Annotated in this window: 15 protein-coding genes; 6 read left to right on the plus strand and 9 right to left on the minus strand. The window is 56.0% G+C overall.

Annotated elements, in window-relative coordinates:
* Nucleotides 1-61 precede the first annotated feature (61 nt).
* The 4 genes from thyA to rppH form a co-directional block, all read right to left on the minus strand.
* Nucleotides 62-856 carry a thymidylate synthase gene (thyA, locus tag SP99_RS18055; RefSeq protein ID WP_047959396.1) on the minus strand — a complete coding sequence of 265 codons (795 nt, stop codon included), beginning with the start codon at nucleotides 854-856 and terminating at the stop codon, nucleotides 62-64.
* Between the two features lie 6 nt (nucleotides 857-862).
* Nucleotides 863-1,738 carry a prolipoprotein diacylglyceryl transferase gene (gene lgt / locus SP99_RS18060; RefSeq protein ID WP_047959397.1) on the minus strand — a complete coding sequence of 292 codons (876 nt, stop codon included), beginning with the start codon at nucleotides 1,736-1,738 and terminating at the stop codon, nucleotides 863-865.
* A 193-nt stretch (nucleotides 1,739-1,931) separates the two neighbouring features.
* Nucleotides 1,932-4,178, minus strand: coding sequence for a phosphoenolpyruvate--protein phosphotransferase (gene ptsP / locus SP99_RS18065; protein ID WP_045285824.1), 2,247 nt, complete (start codon nucleotides 4,176-4,178; stop codon nucleotides 1,932-1,934).
* A 12-nt stretch (nucleotides 4,179-4,190) separates the two neighbouring features.
* The gene (gene rppH, locus SP99_RS18070; RefSeq protein WP_013098553.1) at nucleotides 4,191-4,721 is read right to left on the minus strand and encodes an RNA pyrophosphohydrolase; all 531 of its coding nucleotides are present in this window, start codon (nucleotides 4,719-4,721) and stop codon (nucleotides 4,191-4,193) included.
* Nucleotides 4,722-5,404: 683 nt separating this feature from the next.
* On the opposite strand from rppH, the gene mutH reads away from it, so the two are divergent.
* The 3 genes from mutH to SP99_RS18085 all read left to right on the plus strand — a co-directional run bounded on the left by mutH (nucleotide 5,405) and on the right by SP99_RS18085 (nucleotide 7,616).
* Entirely contained in the window at nucleotides 5,405-6,097 is a 693-nt protein-coding gene (gene mutH, locus SP99_RS18075; protein WP_047959398.1) for a DNA mismatch repair endonuclease MutH, read from the plus strand.
* A 128-nt stretch (nucleotides 6,098-6,225) separates the two neighbouring features.
* Nucleotides 6,226-6,444, plus strand: a complete 219-nt coding sequence (locus SP99_RS23245; RefSeq protein WP_008499668.1) for a YgdI/YgdR family lipoprotein — start codon at nucleotides 6,226-6,228, stop codon at nucleotides 6,442-6,444.
* A gap of 131 nt (nucleotides 6,445-6,575) precedes the next feature.
* Nucleotides 6,576-7,616: an NADP(H)-dependent aldo-keto reductase gene (locus SP99_RS18085; protein ID WP_047959399.1), complete on the plus strand. Its 1,041-nt coding sequence runs from the start codon at nucleotides 6,576-6,578 to the stop codon at nucleotides 7,614-7,616.
* Nucleotides 7,617-7,709: 93 nt separating this feature from the next.
* Here the strand turns inward: SP99_RS18085 and lplT are convergent, their stop codons facing one another.
* Nucleotides 7,710-8,903 (minus strand): lysophospholipid transporter LplT, encoded by a 1,194-nt coding sequence (gene lplT, locus SP99_RS18090; protein ID WP_025757803.1) that lies wholly within the window; start codon nucleotides 8,901-8,903, stop codon nucleotides 7,710-7,712.
* A complete protein-coding gene (gene aas, locus SP99_RS18095) occupies nucleotides 8,896-11,055 on the minus strand; it encodes a bifunctional acyl-ACP--phospholipid O-acyltransferase/long-chain-fatty-acid--ACP ligase (RefSeq protein ID WP_047959400.1) in 2,160 nt (719 codons plus the stop codon). The genes lplT and aas overlap by 8 nt, the downstream gene beginning before the upstream one ends.
* A gap of 425 nt (nucleotides 11,056-11,480) precedes the next feature.
* Between aas and galR the strand changes: the two genes are divergently transcribed.
* The gene (gene galR, locus SP99_RS18100) at nucleotides 11,481-12,497 is read left to right on the plus strand and encodes an HTH-type transcriptional regulator GalR (protein WP_025757800.1); all 1,017 of its coding nucleotides are present in this window, start codon (nucleotides 11,481-11,483) and stop codon (nucleotides 12,495-12,497) included.
* Here galR and SP99_RS18105 read toward each other — a convergent pair.
* On the minus strand, nucleotides 12,458-12,943 hold the full coding sequence (locus SP99_RS18105) for a GNAT family N-acetyltransferase (RefSeq protein WP_047959401.1): 486 nt from the start codon (nucleotides 12,941-12,943) through the stop codon (nucleotides 12,458-12,460). The genes galR and SP99_RS18105 overlap by 40 nt on opposite strands.
* 222 nt (nucleotides 12,944-13,165) lie before the next feature.
* On the opposite strand from SP99_RS18105, the gene SP99_RS18110 reads away from it, so the two are divergent.
* A complete protein-coding gene (locus SP99_RS18110; protein ID WP_047959402.1) occupies nucleotides 13,166-14,203 on the plus strand; it encodes a LacI family DNA-binding transcriptional regulator in 1,038 nt (345 codons plus the stop codon).
* Here the strand turns inward: SP99_RS18110 and lysA are convergent.
* A complete protein-coding gene (gene lysA / locus SP99_RS18115; protein ID WP_045285829.1) occupies nucleotides 14,173-15,435 on the minus strand; it encodes a diaminopimelate decarboxylase in 1,263 nt (420 codons plus the stop codon). The genes SP99_RS18110 and lysA overlap by 31 nt on opposite strands.
* A gap of 122 nt (nucleotides 15,436-15,557) precedes the next feature.
* On the opposite strand from lysA, the gene SP99_RS18120 reads away from it, so the two are divergent.
* Nucleotides 15,558-16,484 (plus strand): LysR family transcriptional regulator, encoded by a 927-nt coding sequence (locus SP99_RS18120; protein WP_047959403.1) that lies wholly within the window; start codon nucleotides 15,558-15,560, stop codon nucleotides 16,482-16,484.
* On the opposite strand, the gene SP99_RS18125 is transcribed toward SP99_RS18120, so the two are convergent.
* The gene (locus SP99_RS18125; RefSeq protein ID WP_045285830.1) at nucleotides 16,479-17,171 is read right to left on the minus strand and encodes an aspartate/glutamate racemase; all 693 of its coding nucleotides are present in this window, start codon (nucleotides 17,169-17,171) and stop codon (nucleotides 16,479-16,481) included. The genes SP99_RS18120 and SP99_RS18125 overlap by 6 nt on opposite strands.
* Nucleotides 17,172-17,216: the final 45 nt, after the last annotated feature.

Consider the following 17,216-nt stretch of genomic DNA (forward strand, 5'->3'; position numbering starts at 1 on the left):
GGGGATAATGGCGAAAAAAAACCGGCGCTCTAAAGCACCGGTTGTGTCACGCTTTAACCCATCAGATAGCGACGGGCGCTTTGATGCCTGGGTGCGGGTCGTAACCTTCAATCTCAAAATCTTCAAAGCGGTAATCGAAGATTGACGCCGGTTTGCGTTTGATAATCAGCTTCGGCAGCGCACGCGGTTCGCGCGTCAGCTGAAGATGTGTCTGTTCCATATGGTTACTGTAGAGATGGGTGTCCCCACCGGTCCAGACAAAATCACCCACTTCCAGGTCGCACTGCTGCGCCATCATGTGAACGAGCAGCGCATAGCTGGCGATGTTAAACGGCAGGCCGAGGAACACATCACAGGAGCGCTGGTAGAGCTGGCAGGAAAGCTTGCCGTCTGCGACATAGAACTGGAAGAACGCGTGGCACGGTGCCAGCGCCATTTTATCCAGCTCGCCCACGTTCCAGGCGGAAACGATGATGCGGCGCGAGTCCGGGTCGTTCTTCAACTGGTTCATCACGGTGGTGATCTGGTCGATATGGCGGCCATCAGGCGTTGGCCATGCGCGCCACTGCTTGCCGTAGACCGGGCCCAGGTTGCCGTTCTCATCTGCCCATTCGTCCCAGATGGTGACGTTATTTTCGTGCAGATACGCAACGTTGGTATCGCCTTGCAGGAACCAGAGCAGTTCATGAATGATCGAGCGCAGGTGGCAGCGCTTCGTCGTCACCAGGGGGAAGCCTTCCTGCAGATTGAAGCGCATCTGGTGGCCAAAAATGGAGAGCGTACCGGTACCGGTGCGGTCGTTTTTCGGCGTGCCCTCGTCGAGCACTTTTTTCATCAATTCAAGATACTGTTTCATGGTTCCTCAGGAAAGTTGTTGCTGTGGACGACGACGATACGCCCAAATCATCATAATGGCACCCGCGACAATCATCGGAATGGAGAGGATTTGCCCCATGCTGATGTACTGTACCCACTCGCCGGTAAACTGCGCATCCGGCTGACGGAAGAACTCGACGATGATACGGAATGCGCCATAGCCAATCAGGAACAGACCGGACACGGCCCCCATTGGACGTGGCTTGCGGATAAACAGGTTCAGGATGATAAACAGCACCACGCCTTCCAGCGCCAGCTCGTACAGCTGAGACATATGGCGCGGCAGAACGCCGTAGGTATCGAAAATGGACTGCCACTCCGGGTGTGATGGCAGCAGGGCGATATCTTCCGCACGCGAGCCCGGGAACAGCATGGTAAAGGACACGCTCGGATCGACACGTCCCCACAGCTCACCGTTGATGAAGTTACCCAGACGGCCAGCGCCCAGCCCAAACGGGATCAGCGGTGCGATAAAATCGGAAACCTGGAAGAAGTTGCGTTTGGTGCGTTTGGCAAAAATCACCATCACCAGGATCACCCCAATCAGGCCGCCATGGAAGGACATGCCGCCGTCCCAGACGCGGAACAGATAGAGCGGATCGTTCAGGAATACCGGGAAATTATAGAACAGTACATACCCAATACGGCCGCCGAGGAACACGCCGAGGAAGCCCGCATACAGCAGGTTTTCAACTTCGTTTTTGGTCCAGCCGCTGCCCGGACGGCTGGCACGACGGCCAGCGAGCCACATGGCAAAAATGAAGCCCACCAGGTACATCAGACCGTACCAGTGAAGCGAAACAGGTCCTACTGAGAAAATGACCGGATCAAATTCCGGAAAATGCAGATAACCACTGTTCATCTGTCACCACAAGATGTTGTTATTCCGCTGAAAGTGGACAGCGGTAGAAATGCGATTCTGCCGTAAGCAGAGGCTCCAAAGTTGCGAATCATAGCATAAGGCGGGCGCGGAGGATGCGCCAGAGATGTAAAAGATGTGTATAGGATTTTATGCGCGCAGGTGCCCTCTCCCACAGAGAGAGGGCGAAAGGCGATTAGCGGCCGCCGCGGATCAGACCGCCCATGCCGCGTCGTTCCATAAACGCGGCGACCTGGTGGCGAACCTCGGTTGCCAGTTGCGCTTCAAGACTGCGTTCAGCCAGCTCGCGGGCATCGTTGATATCGATATGGCGCAACAGATACTTCACGCGTGCGACGGCCCGGCCGTTCATCGACAGATGGCGGTATCCCAGACCAATCAGGATCGCGACGCACATCGAATCCCCTGCCATTTCACCACACAAGCGTAAATCAATACCGTACTGCTCCGCTTCCCGGGCGATCATCGCCAGCGCACGAATGATCGCCGGATGCAGGCTATCGTAGATACTGGCGACGCGGGTATTATTACGGTCGACAGCCAGAATATATTGCGTCAGGTCGTTCGTGCCGACGGAGATAAAATCAACCCGGTTTGCCAGCTGCGGCAGCATAAAGACCATGGAAGGCACTTCGAGCATCACCCCAATCCGCGGTTTCGGGATCGCATAGCCAATCATCTCTTCCACTTCACGGCCTGCGCGTTCAATCAGCCGTCGCGCTTCGTCGATCTCATCAATGCTGGTGACCATCGGCAACAGAATGCTGAGGTTACCCGTCGCCGCATTGGCGCGAAGCATCGCGCGCACCTGGATCAGGAAGATCTCAGGCTGATCGAGCGTAATGCGGATCCCACGCCAGCCCAGGCACGGGTTTTCCTCACTGATCGGCATATAAGGCAGCTGTTTATCCGCCCCGACATCCAGCGTACGCAGGGTGACCGGTTTGTCGTTAAACATCTGCAGCATGCCCTGATACTGCGCCACCTGCTCCTCTTCGGAGGGGAAACCGCTCTGCAGCATGAACGGGATCTCAGTGCGGTACAGGCCAATACCGTCGATGCGGCTGCCAAGCTTTTCTTCGTGCTCAGGGCTTAAACCGGCATTGAGCATCACTTTGATCCGCTCACCGCTTTTAAGCTGTGCGGGCAGGTTAACGTCATCTTCTGCCAGCTTGCTTAATTCATTCTCTTCGCTGATAAGACGCTGGTATTCCTGGAGCAGAACCGGCTCAGGATCGACCAGCAGCTCTCCGCGATAGCCGTCCACCACCAGCGTCCGTCGATGCAGAACCGACGGCTGGATATCCGCCCCCATAACGGTCGGAATACCCAGCGCGCGCACCATAATAGCGGCATGGGAGTTAGCGGCCCCATCGCGCACCACGACACCGGCCAGCCTGTCCTGGGGCAGTTCAGCCAGCGTCGTTGCCGAGAGTTCATCGGCGACCAGAATAAACCGTTTTGGCCAGGCATTCGGCCCCTGAATGGTGTCATCAAGGTGGAACAGCAGCCGTTGTCCGAGGGCCCGTAGATCCCCGGCCCGCTCTTTCAGGTAACCGTCAGTCAGCGCCGCAAATTGCTCGGCAAATTTTTCGATAACCTTCTTAACTGCCCACTCCGCGACCGAGCCTTTATCCACCTCCGCAAAAAGCTCACGGCGCAGACGCGCATCGGAGAGAAGGTGCGAATAGAGGTCAAAAATGGCCGCCGTCTCTTTCTGCGCGCCTGCGGCAAAACGTTTGCTGTAGCGGCGAAATTCATTCGCCGCCTCTTCCAGCGCGGCGGTAAGGCGCTCGCGCTCAAGCGCTTCATCAAGCGTTGAGGCTTCGTAAACCTGCTCCATCAACGGCAGCGTGGCGTCCATCCAGCCTTCAGCAATCGCCACCCCTGGCGAGGCCGGAAGGGCACGAATGCGCGTATGGCGGTACTGACCAAAGAGCGCGGCAAGCTGAGACTGAGAGAGGATGGCCGCCATCTGCGTAGCCAGCGTCACGAGGAAAGACTCTTCGCTTTCATCGTACTGACGTAGCTCGCGCTGCTGGACAACCAGCACGCCGAGCAGCTGACGACGCTGGATAATCGGCACACCGAGGAAAGCGCGGAAGCGCTCTTCTTTTACGGAAGGAATGTATTTGAAGCTGGGGTGTTTTTGCGCATCAGCAAGGTTGATGGGTTCAGCCAGCCGTCCAACCAGACCCACAATACCTTCATCAAATGCGAGGGTTACAGTGCGCCCACGTGGTTTTTTCAAACCACGGGTTGCCATCAGGTAATAGCAGCGTCGATCGTGGTCGGCCAGATACACCGAACAGACCTCGGTCTCCATCGCAAGACAGATGTCAGTGACCAGAATATTCAGCGCCTCGTTCAGACGCGGCGCACTGGCCACCTTCTCGACTATTTCTCGCAAGCGGGTGAGCATGATTTGCGTAGCTTAACCTCTTTTACGTCGCCAGGCAGGTGCGCTCTGCGGCTTAGGCGGGATCTCCTGAAGCTGCATCACCACACTTGCAAACTCTTTCATCACCCTACGGTAAACATCGCGTTTAAATGACACGACCTGACGAACAGGATACCAATAGCTCACCCAGCGCCAGCCATCAAACTCCGGCGTACTGCTGGTCTGCATATTGATGTCTGAATCGTTACCCACCAACTGCAACAGAAACCATTTCTGTTTCTGGCCGATACAAACCGGCTTTGTGTCCCAACGCACCAAACGTTTCGGTAACTTGTAACGCAACCAGTTGCGGGTCGAAGCCAGGATACGAACATCTTTCCGGCTTAAACCGACCTCTTCAAAAAGCTCCCGGTACATCGCTTGTTCTGGGGACTCTCCCGGATTGATCCCGCCTTGCGGGAACTGCCAGGAGTGCTGACCATACCGCCGGGCCCACATTACCTGGCCCTGACGATTACAAATTACTATTCCTACGTTCGGGCGGTAGCCATCGTCATCAATCACCGGACTACCCCAAACTAAACCTTATATATGAATGATTGTTTCACACTACAAGGAGGCGGTAAACCACTCTCTTACAGGCCTGCAACCTAATAACATTTGAATAACTCACAAATAAGTGCTGAGTTATAAACAGATGTGATGCAGCGAGGGGAATTTTATTCACCTTTTCTGTGGATATAGTTGTGAAGAAGTGTCTGATTACCGATGAACAACCTTTATCACCGCCGGTCTCCCTCTTATGCCACCTTAGTATAATTTCTTTATTTACAGCTAGTTAAATGCAGATCGGTAAACAAAAAGCAGAATAGCGTGACGATCATCACATCAGAGATCGTTGTGCTGATGAAAGATCGAACAGCGTCGGTTTTATCCACAGATTGTGCCAATAAGTTAGTCACAATTTGTGTGAAAATTCGATTTTCATCGCACGTCAAGGCTGTAAATTGAAACAGTAGTCAGGGTTATGCCCAGTTATCCCATTTTTCTGTGGATAACATGGTGTAAGATCCTGTTCATTGTCAGTGACCAGATTTGAACAACCGCTTTTCCGCCCACGGTGAAACGATTTCAACGCGACAAAATATCCAATAAATCATAGACATGTCATATTGGTACAGAAAAAGTTAAACTCTATCCACAGGGGACAATTTCTTCGTTTATTTTTTAATCAAAAGGTTACCATCATGCATCCGCTTACACCCTTGCATTCACCGCCCTCCAGCGAGAGCCTGTTGCTACAACAGGCCCAGCGCCTGGCAGGCTTTTCGCTTGGCGAGCTGGCCGCAATGGCAGGGCTCCCGATCCCGAAGGATCAGAAACGGGATAAAGGCTGGATCGGCATGCTGCTCGAGCTCTGGCTGGGTGCCAGCGCAGGGAGTAAACCTGAGCAAGATTTTGCCGCCCTTGGCGTGGAGTTAAAAACCATTCCCATAGACCGTCAGGGGAAGCCGCTTGAAACCACGTTTGTCTGCGTTGCGCCATTAACCGGCAATACCGGCGTAACGTGGGAAACCAGCCATGTTCGCCATAAGCTGAAGCGCGTCCTGTGGGTACCGGTTGAAGGCGAGCGGGCGATCCCGCTGGCCGATCGTCGCATTGGCGCCCCGCTGCTCTGGAGCCCAACTGATGATGAGGAGCACCAGCTGCGTCTGGACTGGGAGGAGCTGATGGACATGATTGTGCTTGGGCAGGTCGAGCGCATTACTGCCCGACACGGAGAAGTGTTACAGCTGCGTCCGAAAGCGGCGAACAGCAAAGCGCTCACTGAGGCCATCGGCGCACACGGTGAACCCATACTGACCCTGCCGCGCGGTTTTTATCTCAAAAAGAATTTTACCGGCGCGCTGCTGGCACGCCATTTCCTGCTTAACACATAGTTTTTTACTTATTTTGAGAGCTCTCAAACATAATCACCTGGTTTTTAAGATTTTACCGCTTTCTCCATTCGCCATATCGGGTTAATACTAGACTATGATTTGATACGAGCCAGATGAGGACAATAACGATGAAAAAATGGGCAGTGTTAGTTTCAGCAGTCGGTTTAGCCTTTGCCGTATCGGGTTGTAGCAGCGATTACGTCATGGCAACAAAAGACGGTCGAATGATCCTGACTGACGGCAAACCCGAAGTCGATGATGATACCGGTCTGGTCAGCTACCGCGACCAGGAAGGCAATAAAATGCAGATCAATCGCGACGAAGTCTCGCAAATTATCGAGCGATAAACAGAGAGAGGTCAGTAGCTTGCTGGCCTTTTTGATTTTTTTCTTCCCCTTTTGCTTCCCCTCTGCCATGTTTATATTCCTTTGTCGGGAACACCCTGACGCGGTCTATATGTCTCATGAGGAAGCCGGCTATGCATTATCACCGTATCCCCCACAGCGCTCTCGAAATTAGCCAACTGGGGTTGGGCACGATGACATTTGGTGAACAAAACAGCGAAGCCGATGCCCATGCACAACTCGATTATGCCGTCAGCCAGGGCATTAACCTGATTGATGTCGCAGAGATGTACCCTGTTCCCCCCCGTCCGGAAACGCAGGGACTTACCGAAACGTATGTAGGTAACTGGCTGGCAAAACACGGTAACCGTGAAAAGCTGGTGATCGCCTCAAAAGTCAGTGGCCCGGCGCGCAACAACGATACCGGGATCCGCCCGAATCAGATCCTCGATCGCAAAAATATCCGCGCCGCGCTGGATGCCAGCCTGAAGCGTCTGCAGACCGACTACCTCGATCTGTACCAGGTACACTGGCCACAGCGCCCCACTAACTGCTTTGGTAAGCTTGGCTACAGCTGGAATGAAAGCGCCCCTGCCGTGACGCTGCTGGAAACACTGGAAGCGCTGGCCGAGTGCCAGCGCGCGGGGAAAATCCGCTACATTGGCGTCTCTAACGAAACGGCCTTTGGGGTGATGCGCTATCTGCATCTGGCGGATAAACACGATCTGCCGCGCATCGTCACCATCCAGAACCCGTACAGCCTGCTTAACCGCAGCTATGAAGTGGGTCTGGCCGAAGTGACGCAGTATGAAGAGGTGGAACTGCTCGCCTATTCCTGCCTCGGTTTCGGCACGCTGACGGGGAAATACCTGAACGGGGCGAAACCGGCCGGGGCGCGTAACACTCTCTTTAGCCGCTTTACCCGCTACAGCGGCGAGCAGACGCAGAAAGCCGTTGCCGCCTATGTGGATATCGCAAAGCGTCACGGTCTTGACCCTGCGCAGATGGCGCTTGCCTTCGTGCGTCGTCAGCAGTTTGTTGCCAGCACCCTGCTGGGCGCGACCACCCTGGAGCAGTTGAAAACCAACATTGAGAGTTTCCATCTGAACCTGAGTGAAGAGGTGTTAGCGGAGATTGAGGCGGTGCATCAGGTATACACATACCCTGCACCGTAATAAAAGCAAAACGGCAACGCACGTTGCCGTTTTTAGGGTTTGCTCCCTCTCCCTGTGGGAGAAGGCCGGGATGAGGGCATCAGGCCGCACTGATCAACGGCGACGCTGCCAAAGCCATAATGCGGCAATCGCAATCGCAAACAGCCCGCCAAACCCGACGCCAATCCCCACCACCGGCACGCCCACTTTTACTGCCAGTGAATAAAGCCCCAGCATCAACAGCATCGCCAGGTTTTCACCCAGGTTTTGTACCGCGATGGCATTTCCCGCCCCGACGGTCTGCTTGCCCCGTTCCTGCAGTAACGCATTGAGCGGCACCACGAAGAAGCCCCCGAGAATACCAATCAGGATCAGGAGCGCATAAGCAGGCAATAACGCATGCTGCAGCGAGAAAATAAGCACCACCACGCCAATAAGGATCCCTGCCGGCATGCAGCGCGCTACCGTCTCAAGCGTGACCAGCTTCGCCGCCGCGCCTGCCCCAACCACAATCCCGATAGCCACCATCGCATTCAGATAGGTTGGCGTCGCGTTGTCGGTGATCCCCAGCGCCACTGGCACCCACAGTACCAGCAGGAAGCGCAGCGTAACGCCTGCGCCCCAGAACATACTGGTGCCCATCAAGGAGAAACGGGTTTCACCGTTACGCCACAGCACACGACAGGCAGTAAAGAAGCTGCCGGTCATTGGCTTAAAGCGCCAGGACTGGCCCGGGCGAGCCACCGGCAGCTTCGGAATAAACAGGTTAGCGACGACCGCCCCGCCATACACCACTGCACACACGCCCAGGGCCGCCAGAACATGCCAGTCGGCCAGGACGCCGCCCGCGACGGAGCCGAGCAGGATAGCGGCAATCGTTGAGGACTCCATCAGGCCATTGGCTTTGACCAGCTTATCCCCCGTGGTCAGCTCTCCGAGGATGCCATACTTCGCCGGGGAGTAGGCGGCAGCACCGATGCCCACCAGCGTATAGCCAACAAACGGATTGAAGCCAAAACAGATACTGGCTGCGCCCAGCAGCTTGAGTCCGTTGGCAAACATCATCACCCGACCTTTGGGGAAGCTGTCCGCCACCTGTCCGACGAAGGGAGCAAATATAATGTAAGCGCCCACAAACACCATCTGCAGAATCGGCTGGCTCCAGTCGGGATAAAACTCGGCCTTCAGCAGCGCCAGCGTGGCAAACAACAGCGCGTTATCGCCAAACGCAGAGAGAAACTGCGCGGCAATGACCGCCAGCATGCCTTTCGATCTGAGCGAGGTGTTAGTGTGTACTGACTCACGCATTTTGCTGTTCCGCCTCTTCAACCATGCCTTTCAGGGTCACGAAATCGGGCTTCCCGCTTCCCAGCACCGGGAGCTGCTTCAGGTAGCGAATATCGCGCGGTACCGCCAGCTCAGGAATACCATGTTCACGCGCATAGCTGAGTAACCTGTCGCGCTTAAGCTCACTGTCGGTTGTAAACAGCACCAGCGCCTCACCTTTGCTGGCATCGCTCTTCACGACTGTAGCGTGCATCTTCTCGGCGGACACGGCGGTCGCCAGTTGCTCAACCATTTCCAGAGAGACCATTTCACCGGCAATTTTGGCGAAGCGTTTTGCACGTCCCTGGATCTGTACAAAGCCTTGTTCATCAAAGCGGACAATATCACCAGTGTCGTACCAGCCGGTTTCTACCTCGCCGTTGACGTTCTCCGCCGTCGGCGCTTCCAGCACGCCTGGGTTTTCCACGCGCAGATACCCGTTCATCACGTTTGGCCCTTTGAGCTGCAGACGGCCGCCGTCCTCTATGCCCGGCACCGCCAGCAGACGCGCGTCCATCCCCGGCAGAATGCGGCCAACCGTTCCCGGTTTCGCCGCCATCGGCACGTTAATCGAGACCACGGGCGCACACTCGGTCACGCCATAGCCTTCGAGAATGCGCAGACCAAACTTGTCCTGCCAGATCTGACGCGTGCTCTCCTGCAGTTTTTCTGCGCCAGCCACCACATACCGCACGCGATAGAAGTCATACGGATTGGCAAAACGCGCATAGTTACCCAGGAAGGTTGAAGTCCCGAACAACACGGTGCAGTTACGGTCATACACCAGCTCCGGCACAATGCGGTAATGCAGCGGGCTGGGATAGAGGAACACTTCAGCGCCGGTCAGCAGCGGCGTAAACAGCCCGACCGTCAGGCCAAAGGAGTGGAACAGCGGCAGCGCCGACATAAACCGGTCGTTCGCGGTAAAGTCGGCAATGCTTTTGATCTGCTCAACGTTTGCCAGAATGCTCTTGTGGCTGTGGACAACGCCTTTTGGGTTGCCTTCAGAACCCGATGTGAAGAGGATAATCGCGTCATCTTCCGGCTGCTGTTTGACCTGGGCCAGACGCGGCATCAGCAGATGCGCAAAAATCCACAGCTTGTCGCCGGTGGTCACGTCCGCTTTCAGATCTTCCAGGAAGACCCAGCGCACCTGCGTGAGTTGCTCGGGAAGATGCCAGAGCTTGCCTTTGTCCAGGAACTGACGGGAGGTAAAGACGGTATTAATCTGAGCGGCGGTGATGGCGCTGGTCAGCCCCTTCACACCCGCCGTGTAGTTCATCATCGCCGGAATACGGCCCCGTGAAACCGCGCCAAAAATCACCGCCGCGCTGATGCCCGCGTTAGGCAGCATCAGGCCAATCTTTTCGCCCTTTTTGCTGTATTTATCCAGTATGCGGCCCACGAACAGGGTCTTGGTCAGCAGTTTGCGATAGGTATCCGGGGTAAAGTTGATGTCTTCGATACAGTTTTTCTTCGCGCCATAGCGGTACTGCGCAGAAAGCAGGGATTCGTACAGCGTTTCGCGCGGACGAACGGCCATACGCGCTTCCATCATGATCTGATGCAGCATCTCCCCGGCGATCTTACGGCGATCGCGGGCACGCGGCGCGTCGGGCATCGGGAGCGACGTTGGCGGCAGAATATGCAGCGTGATGGTGGGGAACAGACGCTGCTTCACCAGCCCTTTCAGACGACTGAAATGGGTCAGCTCCGCCCCTTCAATGCGCAGCGGCACCACGGTCGCTTTTGACTTCGCCGCGACAAACCCCGCACCGTCGTAGATCTTCATCAGCGATCCGGTCACTGAGATACGCCCTTCCGGGAAAATGACCACCGGGCGCCCCTGCTCTACCAGACGGACCAGATGTTTAATCATCATCGGCTTTGTCGGGTCGAGCGGCACAAAATCAATCAACGGCGTGAGCCAGCGCATGTACCACTGCTGGCTAATGGATGTATAGACCGCAAACACCGGACGCACGGGCAAAAACAGTGCCAGCAGAATGCCATCGATAAAGGAAACGTGATTTGGTGTGATTAAAACGCGTTCACCGCGAAGCGCCTGGGCATCGCCCGTGACGCGGATGCGAAAGAGGATACGGAAAAGTGTACGGAAGAACCCAAATAGCATCTCAACTCCCTTTGCCAGCCAGTGTGAAGGGTTGATAGTAAATGGTGGCAGATTACACGAGAAGTGATACGGGAGCGACAGCAAAAATGGAGGCGAAAAAAAACCTGCGCATCCGCGCAGGTTGGTGCAAGAGATGAGTACGAAACCGTACTAAGAATTCTCACCAATCAATACCTCTGGGATCTCGACTTTAGCAATCTCTTTCACGTCCTCGCCATCTGACAATCGCAACAGCCTGAGGCAAAGTGTAACTAAAGGTTCAGAATGACATTCTTCAGACATGACTGCGCGTGTAACGATTACACCGCCAGGGTTGTTCTGCGTCACGTTTGTGGAGAGCGGGGATCCGCTCCCCTTGAATGCGCGGCGCTTTTCCGCAACACTATTTGGTGTGTAAACGCTTACCCCCAATAAGAAGGTATTGAATGGCGACAATAAAGGATGTGGCCCGTCTGGCAGGTGTCTCGGTAGCCACCGTCTCGCGTGTGATTAACGACTCCCCAAAAGCCAGTGACGCATCGCGCCAGGCGGTACAAAACGCCATGGAATCTCTGAACTATCATCCCAATGCCAATGCCCGCGCGCTCGCCCAGCAGGCCACAGAAACCATTGGTCTGGTAGTGGGAGATGTTTCTGACCCCTTTTTCGGTGCCATGGTAAAAGCGGTTGAACAGGTTTCTTATCAGACAGGCAATTTTTTACTGATCGGCAATGGCTATCATAATGAGCAAAAAGAACGCCAGGCCATCGAGCAGCTGATCCGCCACCGCTGCGCGGCGCTGGTGGTTCACGCCAAAATGATCCCGGATGCCGAACTGATTCATCTGATGAAGCAGATCCCCGGGATGGTAATCATCAACCGTATTATTCCCGGCTTCGAAAAACGCTGCGTGGCGCTCGACGATCGCTACGGTGCCTGGCTTGCTACCCGTCACCTGATCCAACAGGGCCACACCCGGATTGGCTATCTCTGCTCAAATCACCCGATTTCTGATGCTGAAGACCGTCTGCAAGGCTACTACGATGCCCTGCGCGAAAACGGTCTGCCGTGTAATGACCGGCTGGTAGCCTACGGTGAACCGGATGAGAGCGGCGGCGAACAGGCGATGACCGAACTGCTGGGTCGCGGCCGAAACTTTACGGCAGTGGCCAGCTATAACGACTCCATGGCCGCAGGGGCGATGGGGGTGTTGAATGACAACGGGATTGAGGTGCCGGCAGAAATCTCACTGATTGGCTTTGATGATGTGCTGGTCTCCCGTTACGTCCGCCCGCGCCTGACTACCGTACGTTACCCGATCATCACGATGGCAACGCAGGCCGCGGAGCTGGCGTTAGCGCTGGCCGAGCAACGCCAGCCGCCGGATATTACCCATCTCTTCAGCCCAACCTTAGTGCGCCGTCACTCCGTCGCGTCGCCTGCGGAAGCGCAGAGCGAATAACGGTAAAGGTGTACCGTCTTATCCGGGTACTCCAGCGCATCGCCAATGTACTGCCAGCCGTAACGTTCATAGAAGTCACGGCAGGCAGACCACAGATGGAGCGTCTCATACCCCGCCTGCGCGGCGCAGGAAATAACATGTTGCTGAAGCTGCCCCGCCAGCCCTTTGCCGCGCGCCGCGTCGTCAACGTACAGCGCCGCCAGCCATGGAAAGAGATCCTGTCGGGTGATGAGATCACAGCGCCAGAGCCCCACCGTGCCCACAAGCCGTTCGTCTTCCAGGGCAATAAAGGTCAGCGGTAATGCCCCCGGCGTCTGGCTATGCTCCACGATGCTGTGGAAAAATTCCCGTGGAAGCCCCTCGCCAAAAGCCTGCCAGATCCAGTCGGTCACCTGCTGCGCATACTGCGGCGCATGATAAAGCGGAAGGATGACACTCTTTTTCACGTTTCACCTGAGTTTTTCAATGAATATGCAGGCCTGACGACTCCCGCTCGGTTTGTCGATTATCTTATCAGAATCGTTTTACTGCCGGCAGGCAAGGATGTCGGCTGACGAATCGTTACCGAAAAGCGTGATCGTGGCAGAGTTTTTGCCCTTTCCGCATCGCTTATACGCCGTGAGGTCTGTGTTAAACTGCAGACCAATACGTGGAATCAGGAATGTAGAATGGCAACAATGCTGGATGTCTCACTGCGTGCGGGCGTGTCGAAGGCCACGGTATCGCGCGTGCTGAACGGCACAGGTCAGGTTAAAGAGAGTACGCGCCAGCAGGTGTTTGCGGCGATGGAAGAGCTGGGCTATCGCCCGAACTTTCTCGCGCGTTCCCTGGCAAACCAGACCAGCAACAGCATTGGTCTGGTGGTCTCGACCTTCGATGGCTTTTACTTTGGCCGCCTTCTGCAACAGGCGTCGCGGCAGACCGAAACCCACGGGAAACAGCTGATCGTCACCGATGGCCACGACGCGCCGGAACAGGAAGAACAGGCGGTGCAGATGCTGGCCGATCGCCAGTGTGATGCCATCGTGCTTTACACGCGCTATATGAGTGAAAAAGCGATCATCAAGCTGATGAATACCGTACAAACGCCGCTGGTGGTCATTAACCGTGAAGTGAGCCAGGCGCCGGATCGCTGCGTTTTCTTCGAACAGCAGGATGCCGCGTTTAAGGCCGTGGATTACCTGATCAATCAGGGCCACCGGGAAATCGCCTGTATCACCGTCCCAATCCACACCCCCACCGGGAAAGCGAGGCTGATGGGCTACCGCAAGGCGCTGGAAAAGCACGGTATTCGTCTGGACGAGCGTCGGATTAAATACGGCGACGCGGGCATGACGCAGGGATATGAGCTGTGCAAAGAGCTGATTGCCGAAGGTGTGTCGTTCAGCGCCCTGTTTGCCTGTAACGATGATATGGCGCTGGGTGCGTCCAAAGCGCTGCATCAGGCGGGACTGAAGATCCCGCAGGATATTTCCCTGTTCGGCTTTGACGATGCCCCCAGCGCGAAATGGCTGGAGCCTGCGCTGTCATCGGTCTATCTGCCCATCGACAGTATGATAATCACCGCCATCGATCAGGCGATCCGGCTGGCAAAAAACCAGCCGGTCGATGCGATCCCGCCGTTTACCGGCACGCTGGTCTTACGCGATTCGGTCACCACCGGGCCCTACTTTACTCAGACGAGTTCCAGCGCCAGCAGTTCCTGAATAGTCTGGCGGCGGCGGATCAGCCGCGCCTTGCCGTTATCAAACAGCACTTCCGGCAGCAGCGGGCGGCTGTTGTAGTTAGAGGACATCGACGCCCCGTAGGCACCGGTATCATGCAGTACCAGATAATCACCCGGTTTAACCTCTGGCAGCGCGCGGGTTTCCACTTTACCTCCCTCCTGCTGAGTAAATACGTCACCCGATTCGCACAGCGGCCCTGCAACGACGGTCTCAACGCGAGGCGCCTGCGTTAAATCGCGGCCGTCGGCAGCCAGTGCGGTAATGTGATGATAGCTGCCGTACATGGACGGACGCATCAGATCGTTAAAGCCCGCGTCAATCAACACGAAGTGACGAGAGCCCATCTCTTTCACGCTGCGCACCTGCGACACCAGCACGCCGGCTTCCGCCACCAGGAAACGACCCGGCTCAATTTCCAGTTTCACCGCGTGGCCCAGATGCGCGGCAATTTGGTCACGCGCGGCGCTCCACAGGCCGTAATAGTGATCGGTATCGATCGCCTCTTCGCCTTCACGATAAGGAATGGAGAGACCACCACCGGCGGAGATCGCCTCCAGATCCTGCCCGAAGTCCACCACCTGGCGCACCATTGCGCCGCACACCTGCTCCAGATGACCATAATCCACACCAGAGCCAATGTGCATATGAATGCCCACCAGCTTCAGGTTGTAACGCTGCAGCACCTCCAGCGCAGCAGGCATATCGGCATACCAGATCCCGTGTTTGCTATTTTCACCGCCGGTGTTGGTTTTTTGGCTGTGACCATGGCCAAAGCCCGGGTTCACGCGCAGCCAGACGCGATGGCCAGGAGAAACCTGACCCAGCTGCTCCAGCATATCCACAGACCCGGCATTCACCGGGATCTGCAGTTCGTGCACGCGCGCCAGGGTGGCATCGTCGATGACATCGGCGGTAAAGACGATCGCATCGCTGTCAGCTTTTGGATCAAAACCCGCCGCCAGCGCGCGCTCGATTTCCCCCAGTGACACGGAGTCAACTTTTACCCCCTGCTCGCGCATCAGACGCAGGATATGAATATTGGAACAGGCCTTCTGGGCAAAACGCACCACGTCAAACTGATGCAGGGCGGCGATCTTTTCGCGAACGATCTGCGCGTCATAAACCCACACCGGGCAGCCAAACTCGGCAGGCAGGCGCAGCAGGTTGTCAGCATTTAAATCGGTATCAGTCTGGTTGAGCGGGCGTGGCATGGTCATCTCCGGGTCATCAAATTTTTTATGATTACGCCACAGCGCAAAGAGAATAAAAAATATCGTTTTATCCCGAGTCTATGCAAAAATGATATGGATAACCCTCAGCCTTCAGGTGCCCCATGCCCGCCGTCAACTTACGCCAGATTGAGATTTTTCACGCCGTGATGACCACCGGTAACCTCACCGAAGCCGCGCAGATGCTGCATACCTCACAGCCGACAGTCAGCCGCGAGCTGGCGCGCTTCGAGAAAGTGCTGGGGCTAAAGCTGTTTGAGCGCACCCGGGGAAGGCTGCACCCAACAGTGCAGGGGTTACGTTTGTTCGAAGAAGTGCAGCGTTCCTGGTACGGGCTGGACAGAATAGTGAGTGCGGCAGAAAGCCTGCGCGAGTTTCGTCAGGGCGAATTGTCGATTGTCTGCCTGCCGGTCTTTTCGCAATCCTTTTTGCCGACGCTGCTACAGCCTTTTCTGACGCGCTATCCTGAAGTCAGCCTCACTATCGTGCCGCAGGAATCCCCGCTGCTGGAAGAGTGGCTTTCGGCGCAACGTCATGATTTAGGACTCACCGAAACCCTCTCTACCCCCGCGGGAACAGAACGCATGGAATTACTCTCTTTAGATGAAGTGTGCGTTCTCCCGGCCGGACATCCGCTTGCCGGAAAGAGCGTGCTCACACCCGAGGATTTTCACGGGGAAAACTACATTAGTCTGTCGCAGACCGACAGTTACCGACAGCTCCTGGATACGCTGTTTGCCGAGCATCAGGTAAAACGGCGAATGGTCGTGGAGACGCACAGCGCAGCCTCAATCTGTGCAATGGTGCGGGCAGGCGTCGGCGTCGCGGTCGTTAACCCGCTGACGGCGCTGGACTATGCCGGAAGCGGGATCGTTATCCGCCGCTTCAGCATTTCCGTTCCGTTCACCGTGAGCCTGATCCGTCCGCTGCACCGCCCGTCTTCCGCACTGGTAGATGCGTTCACCGAACACTTAGTGGCGCACGCGCGCCAGGTAGCGCTTCGCTTACCTGATCGACAAGCGCCATTATGAGAGCATAAACGCTACGGCATCCGCTGCGTGAATGGCGGCGGTATCAAATACCGGAACAGGGCTTCGCTCAACCGGCACCAGCAGGCCGATCTCCGTGCAGCCGAAGATCACCCCTTCAGCCCCCTGCTGCGCCAGCTTTTCAATCACGCTGACGTAATACGCCCGGGATGACTCGCTGAAGGTACCGAGGCAGAGTTCGTCAAAGATGATCTGGTTGATACGCGCCCGGTCATGCTCATCAGGGATCAGGCTTTCGATGCCGAACTCACTGTGCAAACGCCCACGATAAAAATCCTGTTCCATGGTGTAGCGCGTACCCAGCAGCGCCACGCGGCGTATACCGGATGCCGCAATCGCACGCCCGGTGGCATCAGCGATATGCAGGAACGGCAGCGGGCAGCGATCCTCAATGTGCGACGCCACTTTGTGCATAGTGTTGGTACAGAGCAAGATCCCTTCGGCGCCGGCACGCTCCAGCCCCAGCGCCGCCTGGGCCAGGATCTCCCCGGCTTTATCCCATTCTCCGCTCGACTGGCACGCTTCTATTTCATGAAAATCCACGCTGTGCAGCAGCAGACTCGCGGAATGCAGACCACCCAGACGCTGCTTTATTCCTTCGTTAATCAGGCGGTAATAAGGGATTGTCGATTCCCAGCTCATTCCACCTATCAGGCCGATCGTTTTCATCATCCCTCCTTATTATCCAGGATCTTTTTTAACACAACCGGCAGC

It is taken from the genome of Enterobacter sp. BIDMC92 (genome assembly GCF_001030225.1).
Classification (GTDB): Bacteria; Pseudomonadota; Gammaproteobacteria; order Enterobacterales; family Enterobacteriaceae; genus Enterobacter; species Enterobacter sichuanensis.